The organism is Ornithinimicrobium cryptoxanthini, from assembly GCF_023923205.1.
Lineage (GTDB): Bacteria > Actinomycetota > Actinomycetes > Actinomycetales > Dermatophilaceae > Ornithinicoccus > Ornithinicoccus cryptoxanthini.
In genome coordinates this window covers 2,024,862-2,048,151 of the sequence record NZ_CP099490.1, presented here as the reverse complement: position 1 = coordinate 2,048,151, position 23,290 = coordinate 2,024,862, and the positions used below count along the sequence as shown (strand labels likewise).

General features: G+C 68.6%; 22 protein-coding genes and 1 tRNA gene. 10 read left to right on the top strand and 13 right to left on the bottom strand.

The window, feature by feature from the left end:
• Positions 1-29: 29 nt before the first annotated feature.
• Genes NF557_RS09450 through NF557_RS09430 form a run of 5 tightly spaced genes read left to right on the top strand, consistent with a single transcriptional unit; the run spans position 30 to position 7,074 of the window.
• Positions 30-812, top strand: a complete 783-nt coding sequence (locus NF557_RS09450) for an ABC transporter ATP-binding protein (RefSeq protein WP_252618960.1) — start codon at positions 30-32, stop codon at positions 810-812.
• Complete coding sequence (locus tag NF557_RS09445; protein WP_252618959.1) at positions 809-1,570, top strand: sulfite exporter TauE/SafE family protein; 762 nt, start codon at positions 809-811, stop codon at positions 1,568-1,570. The genes NF557_RS09450 and NF557_RS09445 overlap by 4 nt, the downstream gene beginning before the upstream one ends.
• A complete protein-coding gene (locus tag NF557_RS09440; RefSeq protein ID WP_252618958.1) occupies positions 1,567-2,448 on the top strand; it encodes a TrmH family RNA methyltransferase in 882 nt (293 codons plus the stop codon). The genes NF557_RS09445 and NF557_RS09440 overlap by 4 nt, the downstream gene beginning before the upstream one ends.
• Before the next feature lie 38 nt (positions 2,449-2,486).
• Positions 2,487-3,272, top strand: a complete 786-nt coding sequence (locus NF557_RS09435) for an MBL fold metallo-hydrolase (RefSeq protein ID WP_252618956.1) — start codon at positions 2,487-2,489, stop codon at positions 3,270-3,272.
• A 10-nt stretch (positions 3,273-3,282) separates the two neighbouring features.
• Positions 3,283-7,074 carry an adenylate/guanylate cyclase domain-containing protein gene (locus NF557_RS09430; RefSeq protein WP_252618955.1) on the top strand — a complete coding sequence of 1,264 codons (3,792 nt, stop codon included), beginning with the start codon at positions 3,283-3,285 and terminating at the stop codon, positions 7,072-7,074.
• A gap of 4 nt (positions 7,075-7,078) precedes the next feature.
• Here the strand turns inward: NF557_RS09430 and NF557_RS09425 are convergent, their stop codons facing one another.
• The 5 genes from NF557_RS09425 to NF557_RS09410 form a co-directional block, all read right to left on the bottom strand.
• Positions 7,079-8,347, bottom strand: coding sequence for a hypothetical protein (locus NF557_RS09425; protein WP_252618953.1), 1,269 nt, complete (start codon positions 8,345-8,347; stop codon positions 7,079-7,081).
• A gap of 108 nt (positions 8,348-8,455) precedes the next feature.
• A complete protein-coding gene (locus NF557_RS17725; protein ID WP_342454520.1) occupies positions 8,456-8,698 on the bottom strand; it encodes a YbaK/EbsC family protein in 243 nt (80 codons plus the stop codon).
• A gap of 73 nt (positions 8,699-8,771) precedes the next feature.
• Complete coding sequence (locus NF557_RS17720; protein WP_306255099.1) at positions 8,772-8,987, bottom strand: YbaK/EbsC family protein; 216 nt, start codon at positions 8,985-8,987, stop codon at positions 8,772-8,774.
• The gene (locus tag NF557_RS09415) at positions 8,984-9,361 is read right to left on the bottom strand and encodes a DUF3037 domain-containing protein (protein ID WP_252618952.1); all 378 of its coding nucleotides are present in this window, start codon (positions 9,359-9,361) and stop codon (positions 8,984-8,986) included. The genes NF557_RS17720 and NF557_RS09415 overlap by 4 nt, the downstream gene beginning before the upstream one ends.
• Complete coding sequence (locus NF557_RS09410; protein ID WP_252618950.1) at positions 9,358-10,125, bottom strand: HipA family kinase; 768 nt, start codon at positions 10,123-10,125, stop codon at positions 9,358-9,360. Before NF557_RS09410 ends, NF557_RS09415 begins: the two co-directional genes overlap by 4 nt.
• 38 nt (positions 10,126-10,163) lie before the next feature.
• Between NF557_RS09410 and NF557_RS09405 the strand changes: the two genes are divergently transcribed.
• Together NF557_RS09405 and NF557_RS09400 are read left to right on the top strand one after the other, a co-directional pair.
• Positions 10,164-11,567: a DNA polymerase IV gene (locus NF557_RS09405; RefSeq protein ID WP_252618948.1), complete on the top strand. Its 1,404-nt coding sequence runs from the start codon at positions 10,164-10,166 to the stop codon at positions 11,565-11,567.
• A gap of 73 nt (positions 11,568-11,640) precedes the next feature.
• Positions 11,641-11,727 (top strand) — tRNA-Leu (locus NF557_RS09400).
• 377 nt (positions 11,728-12,104) lie between these two features.
• On the opposite strand, the gene NF557_RS17840 is transcribed toward NF557_RS09400, so the two are convergent.
• The 8 genes from NF557_RS17840 to NF557_RS17575 form a co-directional block, all read right to left on the bottom strand.
• Positions 12,105-12,302: a hypothetical protein gene (locus tag NF557_RS17840; RefSeq protein ID WP_425342970.1), complete on the bottom strand. Its 198-nt coding sequence runs from the start codon at positions 12,300-12,302 to the stop codon at positions 12,105-12,107.
• On the bottom strand, positions 12,239-12,565 hold the full coding sequence (locus NF557_RS09395; RefSeq protein ID WP_252618947.1) for a hypothetical protein: 327 nt from the start codon (positions 12,563-12,565) through the stop codon (positions 12,239-12,241). Before NF557_RS09395 ends, NF557_RS17840 begins: the two co-directional genes overlap by 64 nt.
• 283 nt (positions 12,566-12,848) lie before the next feature.
• A complete protein-coding gene (locus tag NF557_RS09390) occupies positions 12,849-13,661 on the bottom strand; it encodes an ABC transporter permease (protein ID WP_252618945.1) in 813 nt (270 codons plus the stop codon).
• On the bottom strand, positions 13,658-14,590 hold the full coding sequence (locus tag NF557_RS09385; RefSeq protein ID WP_252618944.1) for an ABC transporter ATP-binding protein: 933 nt from the start codon (positions 14,588-14,590) through the stop codon (positions 13,658-13,660). The genes NF557_RS09390 and NF557_RS09385 overlap by 4 nt, the downstream gene beginning before the upstream one ends.
• Position 14,591: 1 nt before the next feature.
• Positions 14,592-15,533: a hypothetical protein gene (locus NF557_RS09380; RefSeq protein WP_252618942.1), complete on the bottom strand. Its 942-nt coding sequence runs from the start codon at positions 15,531-15,533 to the stop codon at positions 14,592-14,594.
• Positions 15,534-15,632: 99 nt separating this feature from the next.
• Positions 15,633-16,382: a DUF4386 family protein gene (locus tag NF557_RS09375; RefSeq protein ID WP_252618940.1), complete on the bottom strand. Its 750-nt coding sequence runs from the start codon at positions 16,380-16,382 to the stop codon at positions 15,633-15,635.
• Positions 16,348-16,590 carry a hypothetical protein gene (locus NF557_RS09370; RefSeq protein WP_252618939.1) on the bottom strand — a complete coding sequence of 81 codons (243 nt, stop codon included), beginning with the start codon at positions 16,588-16,590 and terminating at the stop codon, positions 16,348-16,350. The genes NF557_RS09375 and NF557_RS09370 overlap by 35 nt, the downstream gene beginning before the upstream one ends.
• 179 nt (positions 16,591-16,769) lie before the next feature.
• The gene (locus tag NF557_RS17575) at positions 16,770-19,550 is read right to left on the bottom strand and encodes a winged helix-turn-helix domain-containing protein (RefSeq protein WP_280923959.1); all 2,781 of its coding nucleotides are present in this window, start codon (positions 19,548-19,550) and stop codon (positions 16,770-16,772) included.
• A gap of 247 nt (positions 19,551-19,797) precedes the next feature.
• Between NF557_RS17575 and NF557_RS17835 the strand changes: the two genes are divergently transcribed.
• The 3 genes from NF557_RS17835 to NF557_RS09350 all read left to right on the top strand — a co-directional run bounded on the left by NF557_RS17835 (position 19,798) and on the right by NF557_RS09350 (position 23,275).
• Positions 19,798-20,271 (top strand): transposase, encoded by a 474-nt coding sequence (locus tag NF557_RS17835; RefSeq protein WP_425342939.1) that lies wholly within the window; start codon positions 19,798-19,800, stop codon positions 20,269-20,271.
• 281 nt (positions 20,272-20,552) lie between these two features.
• Positions 20,553-21,758: an IS110 family RNA-guided transposase gene (locus NF557_RS09355; protein WP_252618938.1), complete on the top strand. Its 1,206-nt coding sequence runs from the start codon at positions 20,553-20,555 to the stop codon at positions 21,756-21,758.
• A 275-nt stretch (positions 21,759-22,033) separates the two neighbouring features.
• Positions 22,034-23,275, top strand: coding sequence for an IS110 family RNA-guided transposase (locus tag NF557_RS09350; protein WP_252618936.1), 1,242 nt, complete (start codon positions 22,034-22,036; stop codon positions 23,273-23,275).
• Positions 23,276-23,290 lie beyond the last annotated feature (15 nt).

Here is a 23,290-nt window from a genome sequence, read left to right as displayed (position 1 = left end):
GCCGGGACGAGCAACTAACCTTGCTCGACATGAGCGACGTCCTCGAATTTGCTGGTGTCGGCGTGCGCCGTGGCGGCAACGCCCTCCTCGACGACATCGACTGGTCGGTGGAAGAGGGGGAGCGGTGGGTGGTCATCGGCCCCAACGGCGCGGGCAAGACCACCCTGCTGCAGATCGCGGCTGCCCGGATCCACCCGACGACCGGTGTGGCGGGCATCCTCGGGGAGGTGCTCGGCACGGTTGACGTCTTTGACCTGCGCCCGCGGATCGGCCTGGCCAGCGCAGCCCTGGCCGAGCGGATCCCGCCCGAGGAGGTGGTGCGCGACGTCGTCGTCACGGCGTCGTGGGCGGTGACCGGTCGCTGGCGCGAGGAGTATGACGTGATGGACACCGGGCGCGCCGACGAGCTGCTGCGCACCATGGGCGTCTCGCAGCTGGCGGACCGGCGCTTCTCCACGCTCAGCGAGGGTGAGCGCAAACGTGTGCAGATCGCGCGTGCCCTGATGACCGACCCCGAGCTGATGCTGCTCGACGAGCCGGCTGCGGGCCTGGATCTGCGTGGCCGCGAGGAGCTCGTCGGTCGCCTCTCGGTCCTCGCGCTCGACCTCGAGTCTCCCGCGATGGTCCTGGTGACCCACCACGTGGAGGAGATCCCGCCCGGGTTCACCGACATCCTGATGCTGCGGGAGGGCAGGATCGTGGCCGCCGGGCCGCTCGAGGTGACTCTCACCGCGGAGAACCTGTCCACGACCTTCGACCTGCCCCTCGTGGTGGAGAAGCACGGAGAGCGCTGGCTGGCGCGCGCCGCATGAGTCCGCTGGAGGTCGGGGCGATCCTGCTCGCCGGCGTCTGGGCCGGCATGATCAACACCATCGTCGGCTCGGGCACACTCGTCACCTTCCCCACGCTGCTCTTCTTCGGCTATCCGCCGGTGTCCGCCAACATCTCCAACAGCCTGGGGCTAGTTGCCGGCGGCGTCTCAGGGGCGTGGGGTTATCGCCGCGAGGTGGCCCCGTTCCTGGACCTGGTCAAGAAGCTGGCGCCGGCCTCGCTGGTCGGGTCAGTCATCGGAGCCCTCCTGCTCCTGGTGCTGCCCGAGTCAGCCTTCGAGGCGATCGTCCCGGTGCTGATCGCCCTGGCCCTGCTCCTGGTGGTCCTCGGGCCTCGGTTGAGCCGGTGGGCGGCCAGCCAGCACGCCGACGAGCTGACCACCGGTCGCCTCGTCGCGCTCATCGCGGGGGTGCTGGTCGCAGGTGCCTATGGCGGCTATTTCGGTGCGGCGCAGGGGATCCTGCTGGTCGGCCTGATGAGTGTGCTGCTCCCGGTGCATATCCAGGCGATCAACGGCATCAAGAACCTCCTGGGCGTGATCGTCAACTTCACCGCAGCCATGGTCTTCGTCATTGTCGACCCAGCGCAGGTCAACTGGACGGTGGTCCTGCTCATCGCGGTCGGGTCCTTCGCCGGAGGGTTCATCGGCGCCCGGGTCGGCCGCATGATGCCGGCGTGGCTGTTGCGCGCCACGATCGTGGTGATCGGCGTGGTGGCCATCGTGGTGCTGCTCGTATGACGAGGCCCGACCTCCCCGCCGGCGTCACCTGGGTCGACAGCGCTGACGACGAGCGCGTGCGCGACTACGTCGGGCTGACCGACGTGGCCCTGCGCCGCGTGCTCGAGCCGGCACGTGGTCTCTATCTGGCCGAGTCCGCCAAGGTCATCACGCGCGCACTAGACGCTGGCCACCAGCTCCGCTCACTCCTGCTCACCCCGCGCTGGGTCACCGACCTGGCCGACCTGGTGCAGCGTGCGCTCTCCGAGGGGGTTCCCGTCTATGTCATGGACCCCGCGGTGACGCAGGAGGTCACCGGGTTCCGGGTGCACCGCGGTGCCATGGCCGCGATGCAGCGCCCGGTCCTGCCGACGGTCGCCGCGGTCCTTGCCGGTGCCAGTCGCGTGGCGGTGCTGGAGGACATCGTCGACCACACCAACGTCGGAGCCGTCTTCCGCTCAGCCGCGGCCCTCGGTGTCGACGCCGTGCTCGTCACCCCACACTGCGCAGACCCGCTCTATCGCCGGTCGGTGCGCGTCTCGATGGGCACCGTCTTCCAGGTCCCCTGGACCCGCATCGAACCGTGGCCCGCGGGGATGGACACCCTCCGGGAAGCTGGCTTCACGGTGGCTGCCCTGGCCCTGCGCGAGGACGGTGTGGAGCTCGGCGCCTTGGCCGCCGCCCCACCCCAGAGACTGGCCCTGGTGCTCGGGACCGAGGGTGACGGACTGGGGGCGCGGACCATCGCGGAGGCCGATCTGGCAGTGCGTATCCCGATGACCGGGGGCGTGGACTCCCTCAACGTGGCCGCCGCGAGCGCGGTCGCGTTCTGGGCGCTGCAGTGCCAACTCACAACTGAGACCGGAGAACTGCCCCACGACGGGGGCTTTCAGGTCTAGATTGGCTGCCAGCGACTCGCATCCAGGAAGGCAGCTCCATGCTTCTCGACATTCACGGTGCTCGTGGTTCGATGCCGGTGGGGACAGCGGAGTTCGCGCGCTACGGCGGTGACACCACCTGCTACTCGTTGCACCACGACGAGGGCGACCTGGTGACGATCATCGACGCGGGCACCGGCTTGCGGCTGCTGGTGCCACAGATCTCGAAGCCCGGGACCACCGTGACGATCGTCCTGACCCACTACCACTGGGACCACATCCAGGGGCTGTCCATGTGCGCCCCGATGTGGCAGGGCGACCTCTCCCTGCGGATCATCGGCCCGGGTGACGTGGCGGGTGCGGTGTCAGGAGCCATCAGCCCACCGTGGTTCCCGGTGCCGATCGCGGACATGAAGATCGAGTTCGTCAGCGCCCCGGAGTCGTTCCACATCGGCGAGGTCGAGGTCACGACCTTCCCGCTCAACCACCCCCAGGGCGGGCTGGGTTATCGGTTCAACCACGACGGCCGCTCCGTGGTCGTGGCCACCGACCACGAGGCCGGCACCGACGCGGACCAGGCGCTGGTCCGCCGGTCAGAGGGGGCCGACATGCTCGTCCACGACGCGCAGTATCTCCCCAGTGAGATCGAGTCCAAGCGCGGCTGGGGCCACAGCACGTGGGAGCAGGCTGTCGCGATGGCCAGCCAGGCAGGCGCGGGACAGCTGCTCATGGCCAGCCACGACCCGTCGCGCTCGGATGCGGCCGTGGACGATCTCGTCGCCCGGAGCGTGGACCTCTTCCCGCAGGCAGCCGGTGCCAGCTGCGCCGACCGCTTCTCCCTCTGATGACGCCACCATGACATCGCCCGGTGACACCGTGGTGGATCCGCTGCAGGCCTATCTGCCGAGGCTGATCCGCTATTGGAACGTGGAGGCTCCCGGACGCCTGCACCGAGCGGTCGACGGCTCCATGGTGCTGATGGACATCTCTGGCTTCACCAAGATGTCCGAGCGGTTGGCACGCCACGGCAACGTGGGCGCCGAGGAGGTCACCGGCGTTATCGACGACACGTTCGGCAGGCTGCTCCCGGCGGCCTACACCTTCGGCGCCAACCTGATCAAGTTTGGCGGTGATGCCCAGCTGCTCCTCTTTACCGGCGAGGGACACCAGTTGCGTGCCGCGGCGGCCGCCCACGCCATGCGCGCCGAGCTGCGCCGGATCGGCGGGTTCCAGACCTCGGCTGGCAAGGTGCTGCTCCGCATGTCGGTCGGTGTTCACAGCGGCCGTTTCGACTTCTTCCTCGTCGGCAGCTCGCACCGAGAGCTCGTCGTGGCGGGTCCGGCGGCTACCCGCACGGTCCAGATGGAGGCCGCGGCCTCAGCCGCGCAGATCCTGCTCAGCCCGGAGACCTCGCGGATGCTGCCCAGGTCGTGCCTCGGCGGCGGGAGCGGGCCCGGCTGCCTCCTGCGTCGGGCACCGCGCGTGGAGCAGACGGGCTTCCGCGCAGCGGTGAGCCCCGAGGTCGATCTGCAGGAGTTCGTCCCCCGAGGCCTGCGGCAGACCCTGCTCAGCGACGCCATCAACCCCGAGCACCGCCCGGCAGCCATCGCCTTCATCCACTACAGCGACTTCGACCGGGTGGTCCGCGCCGACCCCGAGCACGCCGCCGCCGTCCTGGACGAGCTGGTCACCACCGTGCAGGAGTATGCCGACACGCACGGCGTCACCTTCCTCGCCACCGACATCGCCCCGGACGGGGGCAAGATCATCCTGACGGCCGGGGTGCCCGACACGGCCGGCAACAACGAGGAGCAGATGCTGCTGGCGGTGCGTGACATCCGCAACCACGCGCCCCCGGACCTCCCCCTGCAGATCGGCCTCAACTGGGGCTACGTCTTCTCCGGGTCCGTCGGACCGCCCTATCGCCGGACCTACACGATCATGGGTGACGCCGTGAACCTGGCCGCCCGCGTGATGGCCAAGGCTCCCGCTGGCGAGGTCTATGCCACCAGCGATGTGCTCGACGGGTCGCGGACGACCTTTGAGGTCCTGGCTCCCGAGCCGTTCTTCGTGAAGGGCAAACGGGCTCCCGTCCAGGCCTATGCCGTCGGCGAGCCCGAGGGCAGCCGAGCGCGCGAGGAGGGGCCGGCCACCCCCCTGATCGGTCGCGACGACGAGCTGGCGGTCCTGACCGCTGCCTGGGCCTGCGCCGGTCAGTCCCAGGGGCGCGTGGTCGAGATCGCGGCCGAGGTGGGGATGGGCAAGACCCGACTGATCCAGGAGCTGCTGGCAGTGGCTTCGCCGCAGCGGGTCGTGCGTGCTGAGTGCCGCCTCTATCAGACCGCCACGCCCTACTTCCCGTTCCGCACGCTGCTGCGCACAGCGTGGGGACTTGACGACCCCGACCCCGCGACCACGGCCGCCGATCTCACCGACCTGGTGAGCCATGCGGCACCGGGACTGCAGCCCTGGCTCGCGCTCCTCGGCATACCCCTGGGCCTGTCCCTGCCAGAGTCACCCCAGGTCGCGCAGCTGGACGACCAGTTCCGGCCGGCGCGCACCCTCGCAGCGGTTGCCGCACTGCTGCAGGCCACCAGCCGGGAGCCGACCCTCTTCCTCATCGAGGACACCCAGTGGATGGACCCGGCCTCCCGCGACCTGCTCGAGGGACTGATCACCGGCATCGACGCGCTGCCCTGGCTTGTCGTGCTCAGCCGCCAGCCAGGAGCGCAAGGATTCGTGTCGCCGATTCACCCGGCCGTGGCCCAGCTGGAACTGAGCCCTCTCGGCGTGACCGAAGCCAGGGAGCTGCTGCAGTCCGCGACGAAAGGCTCGCCGCTGCTCACCAGCCAGGTGGACACGCTGGCGGAGCGGGCGGACGGCAGCCCGTTGTTCCTGCTCGAGCTGCTGCACGTGATGCGCGCCGACGCGGCCGTGGACCAGCTCCCGCACTCGGTGGAGGGACTCATCGCGGCGCGGATCGACAAGCTGCCGCCTGCTGACCGCAACATCTTGCGGCGGCTCGCGGTCCTGGGCGCTGGGTTCCGGCAGGAGCACACGCCGGCGGTGCTCGGGCCGGCGGGAGCTCAGCGCGAGCAGGTGACGACTCTGCGGCGGCTGGGGGAGTTCCTCGATGTCGAGCCGTCTGGCTGGGTCCGCTTCCGGCACACCCTGATCCGTGACGTCGCCTATGCGGGCCTGCCCTTCAGGACCCGCCGAGAGCTGCATGCCCAGGTCGGTGACGCCATCTGCGCCAGCGCAGGGGACCAGGCCGACCTGCAGGCGGAGCTGCTGTCCGTCCACTACTCGCAGGCCCGCCGCTGGCCCGAGGCGTGGGACTACTCTCGCACGGCCGGCGACGGCGCCAGAGAGATCTATGCCAACGCTGCGGCCGCCACCTTCTATCGGCGCGCGCTGACGGCCGCGCGTCACATCGACGGCCTGGCACCCAGGGTGGTCGCGGACGTGGCGGAGGCGCTGGGTGACGTCCTGGAGCAGGCGGGCCTGTTTGACGACTCGGTCGCAGCGTTCCGCCGCGCAACACAGCTGGTCCCCGAGGACCCGATCCGCCGCGCCGACCTGCTGCGCAAGCGAGCGCGGTCCCGTGCCCGCACCGGGGCCTACTCCACGGCATACCGCGACCTCACGATGGGCCGGCGCATCGTCACCGAGGTGGGCACCCGGGAGGCGCTAGGGGCGACGGCACGGCTGAATGCGCTGAACGCCCAGATCCGGCAGCTGCAGGAACATCCCCGGACGGCCCTGCGGCTGGCCACGCAGGCCATGGCCGAGGCGGAGGCGTCGGGGGAGCGCGAGGCGCTGGCCCGGTCCTACCAGGTGCTGGACGCGGCCTACAACATGCTGGGCCAGTCGGCACAGGCGGTGTATGGCGAGCGGGCCCTGAAGATCTATGAGGAGCTCGACAACCTGGCCGGCACCGCGATCGTCACCAATAACCTGGGCGGGCAGGCCTATTTTGAGGGCCGCTGGGAGGACGCACTGGGCTTCTATGCTCGCGCCCAGGACGCCTTCGTGCGGGCCGGCAACGAGGCCGAAGCCGCCACCTGCGGCGCCAACATCGGCGAGGTGCTCGTGAGCCAGGGCCGCTATGAGGAGGCCGAGGAGGTGCTGGTCGGTGCCGTCCGGGTGCTGCGCGCCCACGGGCTGCTCGACGCTGCCATCTTCGCCGAGATCCAGCTGGGCCGCCTGCGCCTGCTCAGGCGTGAGGACGGCGCGATGGACACCCTGCTGGCGCTGCGAGCTGAGGCGACACAGATCGGCCAGGTGCAGTCGGCGATCGAGGCTGCCATCCTCATCGCCTGGGGCCAGGTGCAGGACGGCGAGCCGCAGGCGGCGCTCGACCTCATCGATGACATCGAGCGCCGGTCGGGTGGGGAGGCCGAGCTCTATGGCAGCTCACTGGCGCGGACCAGGGCCCAGGCCCTCGCCGGGCTCGACCGGATGGACGAGGCGCGCGCGGCCGTGGAGGCCGGCCTGGTGCAGGCCAGGGAGCAGGGCCTAGCCTACGAGGTGGCGCTGTTGTGCCTCACCCAGGCTGAGCTCACCGTCGACCCGCACCGCAAGCGGGAGCTGCTGGAGGAGTCCCAGGGATTCCTCCAGCAGCTTGGCGTGGTCCGCACCGCCTGAGGGGTCAGCGGAACTTCGGGTCGCCGATCCCGACGACGTTCCAGGTGGTACGGATCTCGCCCTCGCCGACGAGGTCCGTGGACGCGCTGACGACGCACCAGGTGTCACCGGTGGGGATCACCGTGGTGTTGATCGAGCCGTTCGCACCCGCGAAGGGGTCACCAGTGCACCAGGGCATGATCTGGAAAGGCAGTGGCCCGTCGTCATCCTGGTCATACTCCAACAGGCTCGCGAACGGGATCATTGCGGTCTCGGGCGAGAACCTCAGGGTTGCCTGGTAGGCAGAGGGCTGCGGGGCGCCTGGGTTGTCGTGCGGCACGAAGCTCAGCGTGTCCGCCGTGACGTCGACGTCGATGTTGTAGGGCTTGGAAACGCACTCGGAGCCGTCGGTGTTCTGCAGCCGGGTGATGTCGCCATAGACGGTGCTCTCCTCGATCGTGACGGAGTTGGTCTCGTCGTCGCAGCCCAGCCAACCGTCGTAGTCAACCAGCGTGAAGACCGTCTCGAAGTCCTTGCCCTTCTTCTTGCCGTAGTCACCGCCGCCCTCGAGCGACATCTTCCCGCTGAGCGGCTTGAACGTGATGGCGTCGAACGGTCCCAACGGGATGATGGTGACATAACAGTTGTCGTTGATGCCGGAGCTCGCCGAACCGTTGAGGCAGTTGGCGATCGGCTCAGCCGTCGTCGCGGTCGCTGTGAAGGGAGCCTTCGTGCTGCCGTCGACTCCCTCACCGGGCACGATGCCCCCGCCTGAGCGCACCTCGAAGGTGCCCGCCGGCACGCCGCCGTGGGACAGCACGATCTGGACCCGGACATCGCCCTTGAGCTCCAGGTCGAGCGCGACCTGCAGAGCGTCCGGCACATCGCCCAGGCTGAGAGTCAGGTCCTCGGTGGGGTCAACCAGGGAGCACGGGGTCCCGTTGTCGTTGCCGGACTTGATGCCGATCGCCCCATCCTTGAGGCCCGGCCCGTAGTCGCTGCCGCTGAGAGCCGCCAGCGGCCCGTTGACGTCGATGAGCTGGCAGCTCTTCTTCTTATGCGGAGTCGTGATCTTCTGTTTGATCGGCTCACCGTGGTTGCTGTACTCGAAATACGTGCCGTAGCTGCCCAGGTGCAGCCGGAGCGTCTCCTCAGCTTCCGTGTCACCCGCCGCCGAGACCGAGCCCAGGCCCAGAGCCACCGCCGCGGACACTGCGATGAGTCGCAGCCCCGAACGAATTTTCGTCATGCTGATCCTCCAGTGGGAAGTGCCCATCTGGGTGGGAGCAGTCACGGCCACTCCAAGGTGGACGCTCAGCAGCCTAGCGGCTCAGATCGCGCAGCGCACGAACTAAATAGTGCAAATCGAGACGCGCCATGATAATGGCGAGTGAGTGCTGGGTCAGCGGGCCAGACCCTTGACCACCCTGACGCCGGGCAGACGCGCCACGGAAGCGCCGGGCAGCCGCAGTTTTGAACCACGGATGCCGGATCCGATCACGACCCGGGCAGCCTCAACCACTCGCGAGTCCACGAGCACCGGCCAGTCCGCTGGAAGGCCGACCGGCGTGATGCCGCCAAACTCCATCGCGGTCTCGGTCACTGCACGCTCCATCTGCATGAAGCTGGCCTTGCGCACGTCCAGGGACTTGCGGATCGTGGTGTTGACGTCGGCCCGCGTCGTCGCCAGGACCAGGGCGGCGGTGACCCGCTCGATCTCACCCCCGGCGGCCGAGCACCACGATGCAGTTCGCCGACTCCTCGAGGGTGACGTCGGTCGCGTCCACCAGCGCCTGCGTGTCTGCCAGGTCAGGATCGATGGCGGCCACCTGGACAGAGTCAGCGAGTGGTGACCCCTCGAGCGCGGTGCGGCCGGGCTCGGCGAGCAGGTCTGGGCGCGTGCTGACCGGGTGCCAGCTGAGGTGCTGTGTCATGCCACCAGGATGCGCACCAGGTGCTGGAGCGTCGCAGCCGGGTCCTCTGTCGTGCCGCCGTGCACCGGCCCGGGCTGGATGATCGTGCTGCGCGGGGCACTGAGCCACCCGAAGCGGGGACCGAGCTTGTCCAGCCGCGGCGTGGCGGGGGAGTGCTCTCCGGCGGCCACCCCGCAGACGGCCTCGAGCGCGGCGTGGACCGACTCCAGGTCAAGCTCCGGGGCCAGCGCAGCGGCCCTGGCCTCATCGAGGTGGAAGGCCCCGTGGAGGAACTCCGCCTCCTGGCTGTAGAGCACGACGCCGACGTTGATGAACTCCTCGCGCTCTATCCGGGGCACCAGGCGGATGGTGACGTATTGATAGTCGTAGGTCACCGCGCACCTCCGGGCAGCCACACCTGAGGAGTCTCCACCCGGGCGAGCAGATGATCGGCGTATGCCGCGCGCACCGACCGCGCGTCCGGCAGGTGGTCCGTGGTCTCGAGCCACTCATCCGGGACGAGGTCGAGCACGTCGGCGACCAGGTCGGTCGTGATCCGCGGCGCCAGCGCTGCGTGCGCCCCGGCCAGGTCCGTCGCGATCGCCCGCAGCACGTGCTCGTCGGCCATGAATGGTTGCCGGACAAACCGCTGCGGGTCAGGAGCCCTGCTCGGCCAGGAGTGGTGGAAGTAGAGCGCCGCACCGTGGTCGATCAGCCAGGTCTGCCGGTGCCAGGTGAGCAGGTTGGGGTTGGACCAGGTGCGGTCCACGTTGGCGGTGAACGCGTCGAGCCACAGGATGCGTGAGGCGAGCTCCGGGGCCGGCGGCCGGGAGCCGTCATAGCCGAGCGAGCCCGGGAGCAGGTCGACGCCCAGGTTGGTGCCGGGGGAGGCGTTGAGCAGGTCCTGGACCTCCTCGTCGGCCTCATAGCGCGCGATGGCCCGGGGCAGCTCGATGGTGACCATCCGCGGCACGGGCAGGTCGAGGCGCCGGGCCAGCTCGCCGACGACGACCTCGGCGACCAGCACCTTCAGGCCCTGACCCGCGCCACGGAACTTCACGACATACGTCCCCAGGTCGTTGCCCTCGACGACCCCGGGCATCGACCCACCCTCGCGCAGGGGTGTGACATAGCGGATCGCAGTGACGTGTTCGAGCACGGTCTGACCCTATCCGCGCGCTGTGCGACAGTGGCCCCATGCCGCCCGCCCGCCGCGAGTCCAGCGTCCTGCACCTGGACCTGGACGCGTTCTTTGCGGCGGTGGAGCAGCGGGACAAGCCGTCCCTGCGCGGCAGGCCGGTGGTGGTCGGCGGGGTCGGGCCGCGGGGTGTCGTCTCAACTGCCTCCTACGAAGCCCGCAAGTTCGGGGCCCGATCAGCGATGCCCACCTCGGAGGCGCGGCGGCGGTGCCCGGCGGGGACGGCGTTCCTGGGTGGCCGCTTCGATGCCTATCGGATGAGCTCCCAGGTGGTGATGGAGCTGCTGCGCGACCTGTCCCCGGTGGTGGAGCAGGTGTCGGTGGACGAGGCGTATGTCGACCTGGCCGCTGGTCCTCCGCGCGACCTGACTCCCGCTGGGCTGGCCGCGCTGGCCGAGGACCTGATGGAGCGGATCCAGGTGGCCACCGGCGGACTGACGGCCTCGGTGGGCATCGCGACCTCCAAGATGATGGCCAAGATCGGCAGCGAGCTCAACAAGCCCGCCGGCATGACCCTGATCGAGCCGGGCACCGAGCAGGAGGTGCTGGGACCGATGTCGGTGCGGGCGATCGCCGGGGTGGGGCCCGCGACCGCGGCCCGCCTGCATGCCTTCGGCGTGGAGACCGTCGCCGACCTGGCGCGGGTCAGCGAGGGCGACCTGGTCGCCATCTTCGGGCTCGCCCAGGGTGCGAGCCTGACGCGGTTGGCACGCGCCGAGGACAACCGCCAGGTGGAGAGCCAGCGGGAGGCTAAGAGCCTGTCGGTGGAGGAGACCTTTGACGTCGACATCGCCGACCCGGGGGCTCTCGAGCGCGAACTGGACCTGCTGGTGGCCAGGCTCGCGAGCAGGCTGGGACGGGCGGCGCTGTTTGGTCGCACGACCACCGTCAAGGTGCGACAGCACGACTTCAGCCAGGTGACGCGCTCGGGGACCCTGCCCTGGGCGACCGGCGACCCTGCGGTCATCGGGCGCCAGGCGAGACGGCTGCTGGGCGCCATCGACGTGTCCGCTGGCATCCGGCTGCTCGGCGTCGGCGTCTCTGGCCTGACCACGCACGCGCAGGAGGAGCTGGAGCTGGGGGAGGGCCTCTTCGCCGTCGACCTCGCGATCAGCACCGAGGTGGAGGTGCCCGACAGCATCGGTGCATTGCCGGGGGGCGCTCGGGTGGTGGAGCCCCCCGAGCGTCGGCATACGCCCGAGGTGGCGGATGGTGTGGAGTGGCGCCCAGGTGCTGACGTGCACCACGAGGAGTATGGCGCGGGCTGGGTGTGGGGCAGCGGTCTCGGCCGGGTGACGGTCCGCTTCGAGGGACCGCGGACCGCGCCGGGTCCGGTCCGCACGTTTGCTTCCGACGATCCTGCGCTGGCTGCGGGCGACCCACCAGACTGGCGGGACGGGTAAAGGATGTGGAGCGGATGCGTGCTAATCTTGCCCGTCGTTGCCCACCTTCCTCAGGTGGTCGGCGCACACCCTTGTCCGGGTGGCGGAATGGCAGACGCGCTAGCTTGAGGTGCTAGTGCCCTTAACGGGCGTGGGGGTTCAAGTCCCCCTCCGGACACCAGGCAGGCCTCTGACCTGTGCAAATGCGGCCATCTGGCGCGAACCCCGACATGAACCCCCACGCCTTGCAGTTGTGGATGACGATGAGTCACAACGAGACGGCCGCTCCGGTCGAAGCCCAGCACAGGGGGCACCAACTTGTGATTCACGCGATGAAGGCACGTCGCCAGTACCTGCACCTGCTCGACTGAACCCGTGGTCCAGCGGCATGAGCTTGCCGACAGGTATTTGCGGCTGCAGCCTAGGCGTCATCCGCCCCGGCTGCGTCTGCGCCCAGACCGACCGTTGAGCCGCTCGCGGTGCTGTGGCGCCCGGAACGGCGGCGGTAGGACGCAGGTAGAACGACGCGGATCTGGCCGGACTTCGCGCTGCTCGGGCTCAGGGCAGGGCGGGCTCTGGGTGGTCTCGCTGGAACCTTTGGGCGGCGTCTTCGTCGATGAGCCCTTCGTCTGCCAGCCACTGCACGGCCCGGGCCCGCGCCCTGGCATCCCGCAGCGTGTGCCAGGCCGAGATCAGGTCGGGGTGTTGCTGGTACAGCGCATTCTTGAAGCGCCGGAATGCGCCCTTGCCCTCCAGCGAGCGGCGCAGGCGCTCCCTGCGCTGCGGTCCCTGATGCCGTCGGAGAAGTCGACCATGTCCTGGTACCAGACGTATGGCGGGAGGGGGTCGATCAGGATCAGGTCCAGCTCGTCGAGCTCGACCTGGTTCTCACCATCGATACCCAGGTCACTGGTCCAGAAAGCAACCTCGCCCGTTCTCGGGTCGATCAACCATCGATGCTCGTAGTCGGTCTGATCTGCCAGAGCGTTGGCGATCTCCTCAACATCGATAGCGTCCACGTCGTGGACTCCGCCTACCTGCGTCGAGAGCGTGACGCGTTTGCCCGACACGCGTTTGACTGCCCTGAGACCTCACGTTGCTCGTTGAAGACGGCACGTCACAGGCCCTTGCCGAGGACGCCCTCGCGCATGTCATCAGGTGAGCGCCGGGCGGCAGACTCGGAAGCTGCGTGTCCTCGTTGCGGCGTGAGCGTGCATCACGCGGCGCACCAGCGGGTCTTCTTGCAGCCCACCGAACCCTGTCGGGAGGACCCGTGTGGCGCCACCCGTGCGGCGGACCGACTTAGTCCCAGCGGAAGGTTCTGAGGGCCACGCCGAATGCGGCAACGGCCCAGCCGGCCATCACCAGCAGCTGCAGGATCGGCAGGTCGCCCCCGAACCAGGCCGCGCTCAGCGACTGGGAGGCTGCACCCAGGGGGCTGTATGCCGCGATCCGCTCGAGCGTGTCCGGCATCAGCGGGCCCGGGGTCCACATGCCGGCCAGGAAAAGCATCGGGAAGTACAGCAGCATGCCGATCCCCGATGCCGTCGTGGCCTTGGGCGCCAACCCGCCGAGCATCAGCCCGATCGCGAAGATGGCCGCCACTGCCAGGAGATAGCTCGCGGCGGCCAGGCCAATGCGCTCCGGCCCGGGCAGTCCGATTACCATCGCACCGACACCTAGGGCCAGCCCGCATCCGACGGTCAGACCGGCCAGCTGCGCGAGGACCTGGCCAACCAGCACGCCCAGCGGTCGCATCGGCGTGGTGGCCAGCCGGCGGAGCACGCCGGTCTCCCGGTAGGCGGCCAGATAGGTGGGCAGGGTGGTCAGGCCTGCGGTGGCGACGGCGACCGCGACCACAATGGGCGCGAAGAGGTCCATGGGGCGCAGCCCGGTGAAGGGCTGCGGCGCGTCGGTGATGGTCTCGCGCATCCCCGGGATGGCGAACGCCATGCCCAGCAGCAGCACCGTCGGGAATCCCACGACGAAGAAGACGTTGCCGACGTCGCGGGTGAACAGCCTTGCCTCGCTGCCGAGCAGGGTGGTCAGCCCGCGCATGCCGTGGTGCTCGGCGAGTCTGCGGCGTGCGCTCTGGGGCCGGGTCGGGGTGGTCATCGCTGGGTTTCCTCCTGCGGGTTGCGGGCGACGAGGGCGACGAAGGCGTCCTCGAGGGAGCGGCTCACCGTACGGACCTCGTCCGGAACGATGCCGCGGTCGTGCAGGGCGATGATCACCGCGGGCAGCACCGTCGCCGTCCCGGTGACCTCGAGGAGGTCGTCGACCTCGTGGGCCACGGTCACCTCGGGCAGGGCGGTCAGCAGGCCGGTGCCGGGTAGCGAGCCCGCGGGCAGGCGCATTCGGAAGGTCCGCTGCTCGCCGTCATCGCCGGTCAGCTCGGCGGGAGATCCCTGGGCGACGACCTGTCCCCGGTCGATCACGACGAGGCGGTCGCAGAGCCGTTCGGCCTCGTCCATGAAGTGGGTGACCAGCAGCACGGTGACCCCGCTGTCACGGACCCGCTCGATCAGCCCCCACGTCTCCCGGCGAGCCTGCGGGTCCAGACCCGTGGTCAGCTCGTCCAGGATCGCCACACGGGGCCGGCCGACGAGGGCCAGCGCGATCGAGAGCCGCTGCTTCTGACCGCCGGATAGGTCTCGGTAGGAGGTGTCCCGGCGGTCAGTGAGCCCGAGCAGCCCGAGCAGCTCCTCCGGGTCGGCGGGCTCGGGATAAAACGCGGCGTAGAGCCGCAGCGCCTCGAGCACTCTCAGCTTGCCCGGCAGCCTGGACTCCTGCAGTTGGACGCCCAGGACCTGCCGGACGGCGGCCGGGTCCCGGAGCGGGTCGATGCCCAGCACGCGCACCGACCCGCTGTCCGGGCTGCGCAGCCCGGAGAGGCACTCCACGGTCGTCGTCTTCCCGGCACCGTTGGGCCCCAGGATGCCGAAGATCTCGCCCTCCGCGACCGTGAGGGAGACGTCGGCGACTGCTCGGGTCGAGCCGTAGGACTTAGCGAGGTGGACGACCTCGATGACGGGGGATCCCACCTCAACCCTCCTTGACGGCGACCGGGACACGGCGGGTGAGCGCGTGGAAGGCGACAGCGCCGAGCGCCAGGAGCACGAGCACCAAGAGCGGCCGGTCCACCCCGAACGACTTGAGGGTCAGGTTCCATGGCGTCCACTGGGTCGCCTCCGCCAGTCCCAGGACGGAGGTCAGCAGAAGGGTGGCCAGGGTCAGTGGCAGTAACAGGGTGCCTCGCGGCTGGGCTTCGATCTCGGCGACCGCTACGAACAGGGCCCCGCCGACCAGCACGACCGCACCCCAAGCGACACCCGGACTGGATGCCTGCTCCGGCAACACGACCGAGGCAGCGCCGAAGACCATCGTGCCGATCCCTGCGGTCCACGCGACCAGCCGAAACCCGCGTGTGCGTAGCGCGGCAACGAAGGCGATGAGTGGGAGCGTGAGCGCGGCGCTGGCCATTTCGACCCAATGCTCCCTTCCGCCTGCCGAGTGCGGGTCCGTGGCCAGGTCCGCGGCCAGTTGGATTTGGATCTGGTCGAGGGCATATGGAGCGGCCACTGCGAGACCGACGACAGCCAGCGCAGCCATCGGTTTGCTGATTGCCCGTCCACTCGTCAATAGCTCCCCGCGGCGTGGGTGAAGCGCTAGGACCACGCCCGTGAGAACCAGGACCATGATGCTGAACACGACACGGTCGATCCCGACCCCGGGCTCTCCAAAGTGAGGGATGACGACGCTGCCGAAGAAGACCGTCATCATGACGGCCATCGCGACGCCCACTTGTTGGGCGGTGGCGACGCGCTGTTCGGTTCGAACTGTTAGGGCGAACAGCCCGACCGAGAGCATCAATGCGGTGTGCGTGCCCCACACGACGGTGTGAAACTGGTGGATTCCGCCGGACTCGGTGTTCCACCAGCCCAACAGGAGTCCCGAGCCGGGGTAGGCGAAGAGGACCGCGAGCATCAGGGAGAGGACAACGAGCGCGATCTGCCGCCTGGACGTCGAGCGTGTGTGTGAGCGTACCGATGTCATTGGTCCTCGCTCCTGCTGTCGTTTCGCCCTCTAGCCCGCGGCCACGCGGGCCGGCGTGCGGCTTGTGCGCCTCGCGCTGGTACGCAGCATGAGGGTCCCAAGCCAGACGAACCACACGATGAGGCCGAGCCCGTATAGGGATGCGGCGGGCTCGAGGGCCGGGACCACCGTGAGGATGCCGGCGATTCCGAGCACGATGCCCAGGGAGCTCAGTGCCCTGGGCAGCTCCTGCGCCCGCAAGGCCGCCCAACCGATGAGCAGCAGCCACACGCCGCCGAGGATCTCGCCCGCACCACCGCCAAGCCCACCGACGACGGTTTCGACCGGCGCCCAGACTGCCCCCGCTTGCGCTGCGTCCGTACCGTAGAGCTCGCCGACCACCCGGATACCGTTGATGGCGACCATGCCGCTAGCGATGACCAGACCGGCCCAGATGAACCCGATAGCGGTCGCGATCTGCGCCACGGCTGGCGAACCGGCCTTCAAGAGGTCGTGGAGCGCCAGAGCCAAGACCACAAGAAGGATGCCCCATGCCACATAGGGGATGAGATACAACCCGATGGACGCCAGTGCCTGGTTCTCTGTGAGAATTCCCGCCTTCTCGAGGGCGCTGGCACCCTCGTCGTCGTAGCCGGCGGGCATTAGTACCCCTAAGAGCACCGCAAAGGCCACCACCCATGCCGCTGCCATGGCCAGTGCCGCAACGGCACCCATCTTCTGCAAACCATTCATCTTGTGCCTCCTTCTAGTTAAGATCATCTTTTGGTTCTGGATGTTCACTGCCTGAGCCGACCCGCTGCACCGACAGCAGAGGCAGGCCGAGGTCACGGATGCGAGTGATCACGCCGTGGAGCCCGGCCTGGTCAACGATTGATCCAGCCAGCACGGTCGTGCCGTCTGCTTGTCGTCGCACGGCCAGGCCGCCAAGCCAGTCAGACCAGCGGTCGTTGAGGTGCCCCTGCACGCGCACCTCGTAGGCATCGCTCATGGCGGGTCGCCAGCGCTTTCACATGTCATCACGGTGACAATTTACGAACGATGGACCCTGTCGGCATCGACCAAAGGGTGTAGCTGGGGGGGTGCAATTTGCGGGTGTCGTTGGCGATGCCGGGCCGATGTGTGCGCTGCCCGGTGTGAGGCCGGCGGCGGCGACGCAGAGAACCGCTGCTACAACAGGTTCAGCTCGTTGATTCGCGCAACCGCCTGGGTCCGGTGACTGACGTCCAGCTTGCGGTAGGCATTGGCGATGTGACGCTTGACGGTGGACAGGCTGATGAACAGGTGGTTGGCGATCTCCTGGTTCCGCATGCCTGTAGCAATGAGACGCAGGATCTCGACCTCCCGTCCTGTCAGCGGTTCGGCAAGTCCGGGGGCGACCTGGGCCGCGGTGGACACAGGCTGCGCAGACTCGTCGATCGCAGCGAGCAGTCGCTGCGTGTAGGCGCTTGCGATGCCACCGGCGGCGGCGTGGCGGAGCAGGGTGCGCATGGTCTGTCCTTCGCCTACAAAGGTCCGCACGTAGCGCTCGGGCTGAGCCAGCGTGAGAGCACGCTCCAGCGGCGCCAGGGCACCGGCGACGTCGGCCTGTGCCTCGTGCGCGAGCGCCTGCACCGTCAGGATCTCGATCAGACTGCCCGTCCGCTCGCCCGCCTCCGCCGTGTCGCGGAGGCGCTCCAGTAGCGCCATTGCGTCTCGAAGCGGGCCCTCCTCCTGGTGGCGCTTGTGGCTTGCGATGAGCACCCTCGCCAGCGTGATGTGTTCGAACTCGCGCAGGTAGCTGAGATGCTCATCAACAGACAGGCCGCGCTCGCGGGCCCAACCCAACGCCTCGGCCAGCCTGCCCTGGCGGACCCACACGCGCGTCTTCAACGCCGCTATAGGACGCACGTCGGGGGCGGGACTGCTGACATACACGCGTTCTGCCTCGTCGAGCAGGTCGAGCGCGCCGTCCAGGTCTCCCCGGGCCTCCTCGATCCGTGCCATGGCCACGAACCAACGATGCCGGTGCTCCGCTATCCCGCCGTGCTCGCTCAGCTCCTTGCTTCGCTGCAGGTAGCGACTGGCGCCTTCCAGATCGCCGTGCTCACAGCTCAGCTCGCCCAACCCCACATACAGATCCGCCGCTGGCGGCGGGATGGACCCGCCCGTCCCAGCCGCACGGTGCAGAGCCTGCTCATACAGTCTTGCCGCCTCGCTCAGCCGGCCCTGCGCCACCCTGATGTCAGCCAGCACGAAGGCGCTGCTGACTTCCTGGCTGTCGCCGGTCATCCGCAGGCTGGCCCATGCGTCGGCAAGTGCCCGGTAGGCCGCCTCCAGGTCTCCGCTGGTCCAGTGCGCAAGGCCCAGGAGCCCACCCGCGGCGCCACGCCACAGGTGATCATCCTCGGGGAGGAGCTGCCATGCCTGCCGGGCGTAGTAGACGATGCCAGGCACATCGCCGAGCGCACCGGCACGATAGGCACGAACGATCGCGATCATGCCCCGCAGCGACCCAAACCCCTCGTCGTCGTGGACGACCATCTCCCCGGCAGCGCCCGCTGGCCACTCGCTCCCCTGTACGGCCATGTCGACCAGCCGTTCGACGTCACGCAGGCGGCCCTCAGCCGCTTCGGGGTCGAAGGACACCAACGCCAGGGCGTAGTAGACGCACAGCACGGGCCTGGTACGCACCAGCTCGTCTGGCAGCATCTTCAGCCAGCCCAGGAACACAGCATCCTGCTGACCAATGAGCATTGCTCGGCCAGCGAGCTCGACCAGGCCCGCCGCGCGACCGAAGTCCTCGCCGGCCAGGGCGTGCTGCACCGCTTCGGATGGCTGACCGTTGCGCTCACACCATGCGCTGGCCCGCCGGTGCAAGACGGGCATCCCGGTGGGTTGCTCCTCCGCCACGTGCACCCGGAGCGCGTCCGCGAAGAGATGGTGGTAGCGAAACCAGCGGCGCTTGTCATCCAACGGGACGACGAACAGATTCCCTCGCTCCAGGGTCGTCAACAGCTGTTGACCGTCTTCCCGGCCGGTGACCGCATCGCACAGCGGGCCGCTCAGCCTGTCAAGGATCGAGGTCTGCAGCAGGAAGCCGCGGATGTGGTCGGGCTGGCGTCGCAGGACCTCCTCGACCAGGTAGTCAACGACATAACGGTCATCGCCAGCGAAAGCACGCACCAACCGGGGGACATCCGCCCGCCCCTGCATCGACAGCGCAGCCAACTGCAGCCCCGCGATCCAACCTTCGGTCCGCCGCTCTAGGGCTGCCACATCGGCTGACGCAAGGTCCAGCCCCATCACCTCATTGAGGAACGCCGCCGCCTCATCGGGGGCGAAACGCAGATCCGCGGCCCGCAGCTCAGTCAACTCGCCCCGCGCTCGCAGGCGCGCCAGTGGCAAAGGCGGGTCGGAGCGAGTGGCAACCACCAGATGCATTTGCGGCGGCAGGTGCTCGAGAAGAAACGTGACGCTGCGATGGACAGGCTCGGCCTCGATCACGTGGTAATCGTCGAGGATCAGGGTCAATTTAGACCCCGAACCCGTCGAAAACTCGCCATCGATCGCAGTGATGTCATTGATCAGGGTCGTTACGACCCACTCATTGGGTGGCGACTGCGACGACCGCAGCGACGACAGAGTGTTCTCCCCGAGCTCGGGTCGCACCCCCTGCAATGCGGTGATGACGTACGCCCAGAACAGCTCGAGGTTGTTGTCCCCCCGGTCCAGTGACAGCCAGGCTGCGGGCCGCTTGCTGGCAGCTGGTCCACCCAGCCACTCAGCCAGCAGCGTCGTCTTGCCGAACCCGGCCGGGGCAGACACGAGGGTGAGGTTGCGCTCGGTCCCCTCATCCAGGCGTTCGATCAACCTGGGACGCGGCACCGCAGTGGATCGCCGCTGGGGAATGTACAACTTGGTATCAAGCAACGGGCTTGCGGCCGTCGGATGTCCAGACGAATCACTCATGGGCCACCCTCAGACCGACACCCGCAGAGACGATCTGCTCATGATATGACGCAATGCACAACACGTCCAGGTCCCGACGAGACTCACCTAAAGTGCTCGCGAAACGGGCCTGGTGCCTAAGAATGCCCGCGAAACGGGGGATGTGTGATGCTGGCCAGCGTCCGTCCCCGTGACATTGCTGGCGAGACCTGTCGGCATATCACGGCCGAGGAGTTGGCCGAGTGAGCTGGTCGCGGTGGAGGCCAAGATGAAGAAGGACACCGCCGAGCTGAAACCCTTGGTCCTGGCTCGCGACTCTCACCTGATGGACCTGCATGGTGTCGGGCCGGTGGTGGCCGCCCGGATTCTGGCTGATGTCGGTGACATGGCCCGGTTCGCCGACCGGAACCGGTTCGCGTCCTGGACCGGCACCGCACCCTTGGATGCCCTCCTCCGGAGAGCAGAACCGGCAACGCCTCTCCCGCGCTGGGAACCGGCGGATGACGTCAGTGACTCCAGCGCGGCCGGCTCGCGCCCGCATACCGGCACTTCGGATCAGCCACTTCCCGGACACGCGCCCACGACGCCACCGCTCAGCGCGACCCCTGCTCAGCCCCGTCCGCGACCGGCTCCCCAGCAACCGCGCCGACGCGCCAGAGCCGTCAAGGTGCAGCGCCCGCCGGACGTCTTGACGGCGACAAGCGTCGGCGCACGATCAAAAGAGCCGATCCTCACCCCTTGACAACAGAAGGGAGCCGGATCGACGCCCGTGTGTCTGGCGGTCGAACGCGGCTACTAGACACTTCCGTTAGGGCCGGTGTCCGGCCAGACTCGGTCCAGGCGCCCGGCGGGATGCTCTCCTCGCGGCTGCCCACCAGCTTGATCGGTGTGGCTCTCTAGCGGTTTGCGTTCCCGTCGGGCACCGCAGGCGAGGTGTGGCTCCAGAGGGGTCTGCCCAGCTCTCAGTAGCACTGCCCACCTCGCGATCCCTACAAGGTTCATCACGAGGCGAGGTAGAGGCAAATGGCGAAGGTGTTCATCGGGGTCGATCCCCACAAGCTGTCGGCGACCATCGAGGTCGTCGACGACCGAGAGACTGTGCTGGCAACCGGGCGGTTCACCACGGACAAGGCCGGCTACGCGGCGATGCGCAAACATGTGCACGCCTGGCCCGGGCGGGAGTGGGCGATCGAGGGCAGCAACGGCGCCGGCCGACCACTGGCGCAGCGGCTCCTCGCCGACGGCGAGCACGTCGTCGACGTCCCGGCGAAGCTGTCGGCCAGGGCTCGGTTGTTCGACACCGGCCACAAGACCGACGCCCACGACGCGCACGCGGTCGCTGTTGTCGCGGTCCGCACCAAGGGGCTACGAGTCCTGTCCTACGACGTCGAGCTCGAGGCGCTGCGGATGCTGGCCGACCGACGTGAGGAGCTGACCAGGCAGCGGGTCCAGACCGTCAACCGGCTCCAGCGACTGCTCTGCGAGCTCATCCCCGGGAAGGGGAAGAAGGACCTGACCGCGTTGCAGGCCAAGGCAATTCTGGGCTCGGTGCGGCCCGGCGACCTCGCTGGCAAGACCCGGCGCCGGCTCGCGGTCGAGCAGCTGACCGACCTGTTCACGGTCGACAAGAAGATCAAGGCGATCACCAAGGAGCTCAAGGTGATGGTGAGCGCCCGCGGATCGAGGTTGATGGAACTACGAGGTGTCGGGCCGGTGGTCGCGGCCCGCGTCTTGGCCGACGTCGGTGACGTTGCGCGGTTTGCCGACCGGAACAGGTTCGCGTCCTGGACCGGGACCGCGCCGATTGAGGCCTCCTCCGGCGAGATCGTCCGGCACCGGCTCTCCCGGGCCGGGAACCGGAAGATGAACCACATGATCCACATCGCGGCGACGACCCAGATCCGGCTCGACACTCCCGGCCGGGCCTACTACCTGCGCAAGATCGCCGCCGGCAAGACCCGTGCCGAGGCGATGCGCTGCCTCAAGCGCAGGATCTCCGACGCCCTTTACCGCCAACTCCGGGCCGACGCCGACTCTGGCCGCGACGAGCAGGTGGACGCGGGTCCGGGAGGGCACCGCGGGGCGTCACATGAATCCAGCGCGGCCGGCTCGCACCCGCACACCGGCACTTCGGATCAGCCACTTCCCGGACCCGCACCCACGACGCTACCCGCGCCGGGCCCAGCGAGGAAGGCCAACACCGTCAGGCACCTCGAACCCGCCTCTTGACAACAGAGTGCCTGGGGCCGCGTGGCGGCCGTCGTGGGGTCAGAAGAGTCCTGACTGGTCACCTTGGTCGTTCGGGTGGACAGTGGGGAGCGTGGATCGTGGTCGACCTCGGACACTTCTTTGTGCCGGTGAGCCAGTAACAGAGTGTGAGGTGCGGGGCCTGCCACGGGAACCGTGGATTGTTGCTACGAGCACGCGAGTCAGACTCCAGAACCTGATCAGCCCCGCCCGCGGTCCACACATCTCAGATCACGGATCACGGAAGGAACAGGACGATGGAAGTGCTGCACCCGCGCTGTGCGGGACTGGATGTGTCCAAGCGGGACGCCAAGGCGTGCGTGCGGATCGTGCCCTCGGGCAAGGTCCGCCCCACCGAGGAGATCACCACCTGGTCGTCGATGACCGGCGACGTCCTGGCGCTGCGCGAGCACCTGGTCACGGCCGGGGTGACGTGCGTGGTGATGGAGGCCACGGGTGACTACTGGAAACCGTTCTACTACCTGCTGGAGGACGGCCCGTTCGAAGTGACGCTGGTCAACGCGCATGAGGCAAAGAACCTGCCCGGCCGCAAGACCGACGTCTCGGACGCCGCCTGGTTGGCCCAGTTGGCCGCGCACGGGCTGCTACGGGCCAGTTTCGTGCCGCCGCCCCCGATCCGCCAGTTGCGGGACCTGACCCGCGCCCGCACCGCGGTCACCCGGGAACGCACCCGCGAGGCGCAACGCCTGGAGAAGGTCCTCGAGGACGCCAGCATCAAACTGTCGGTCGTGGCCACCGACATCACGGGAGTCTCCGGGCGGGCGATCCTGGCAGCGATGGTCGCCGGGGAACGCGACCCCGCCACGCTGGCCGAGCTGTCGGTGCGCAGGCTGCGGGTCAAGATCCCGGCCCTGACCCAGGCACTGGCCGGCCGGTTCACCGAGCACCATGCCTTCCTGGTCCAGTTATACCTGGAACTGATCGACCAACACACGGCCGCGATCAACACCCTTACCGAACGTATCGAGGAGGCGATGGTCCCGTTTCGCGCAGCCCGAGAGCTGGTCACCAGCATCCCCGGGATCGGCGTCCCGACCGCCGACGTCATCATCGCCGAGACCGGTGGCGACATGAGCGTCTTCGCCACCCCCGGGCACCTGGCCTCCTGGGCCGGTGTCTGCCCAGGCCACCACGAGTCCGCCGGCCGGAAGAAATCCAGCAAAACCCGCCCCGGCAACCGCTGGCTCAAGGGCGCGCTCGGTGCAGCAGCCCTGTCCATCGCCCGACACCCGGGCACCTTCCTCAACACCAAGTACCGCAGGCTGGCCAAGTCCCGCGGAAAAGGCAAGGCCGTCGTCGCTACCGAGCGCACCCTGCTCACCCTCGTCTGGACCATGATGAACACCGGCGAGCTCTACGCAGAGCCCGGCCCGGACTACTACACCCGACGCAACCCCGAACGCGCCAAGCGCCACGCCCTCCGCCAACTCCAAGCACTGGGCTACGACGTCACCGTCCACCCCCGAGGAGCCGCCTGACAGCCCCAACACTCA

Bases quoted from the DNA above. Each gene is read 5' to 3' on its own strand.
- NF557_RS09450 (WP_252618960.1), top strand. From the start codon at position 30: ATGAGCGACGTCCTCGAATTTGCTGGTGTCGGCGTGCGCCGTGGCGGC.
- NF557_RS09445 (WP_252618959.1), top strand. From the start codon at position 809: ATGAGTCCGCTGGAGGTCGGGGCGATCCTGCTCGCCGGCGTCTGGGCC.
- NF557_RS09440 (WP_252618958.1), top strand. From the start codon at position 1,567: ATGACGAGGCCCGACCTCCCCGCCGGCGTCACCTGGGTCGACAGCGCT.
- NF557_RS09435 (WP_252618956.1), top strand. From the start codon at position 2,487: ATGCTTCTCGACATTCACGGTGCTCGTGGTTCGATGCCGGTGGGGACA.
- NF557_RS09430 (WP_252618955.1), top strand. From the start codon at position 3,283: ATGACATCGCCCGGTGACACCGTGGTGGATCCGCTGCAGGCCTATCTG.
- NF557_RS17720 (WP_306255099.1), bottom strand. From the start codon at position 8,987: ATGACACAGCACCTCAGCTGGCACCCGGTCAGCACGCGCCCAGACCTG.
- NF557_RS09405 (WP_252618948.1), top strand. From the start codon at position 10,164: ATGCCGCCCGCCCGCCGCGAGTCCAGCGTCCTGCACCTGGACCTGGAC.
- NF557_RS09390 (WP_252618945.1), bottom strand. From the start codon at position 13,661: ATGACCACCCCGACCCGGCCCCAGAGCGCACGCCGCAGACTCGCCGAG.
- NF557_RS09380 (WP_252618942.1), bottom strand. From the start codon at position 15,533: ATGCTCGCGGTCCTCTTCGCCTACCCCGGCTCGGGACTCCTGTTGGGC.
- NF557_RS09370 (WP_252618939.1), bottom strand. From the start codon at position 16,590: ATGAGCGATGCCTACGAGGTGCGCGTGCAGGGGCACCTCAACGACCGC.
- NF557_RS17575 (WP_280923959.1), bottom strand. From the start codon at position 19,550: ATGAGTGATTCGTCTGGACATCCGACGGCCGCAAGCCCGTTGCTTGAT.
- NF557_RS17835 (WP_425342939.1), top strand. From the start codon at position 19,798: ATGAAGAAGGACACCGCCGAGCTGAAACCCTTGGTCCTGGCTCGCGAC.
- NF557_RS09355 (WP_252618938.1), top strand. From the start codon at position 20,553: ATGGCGAAGGTGTTCATCGGGGTCGATCCCCACAAGCTGTCGGCGACC.
- NF557_RS09350 (WP_252618936.1), top strand. From the start codon at position 22,034: ATGGAAGTGCTGCACCCGCGCTGTGCGGGACTGGATGTGTCCAAGCGG.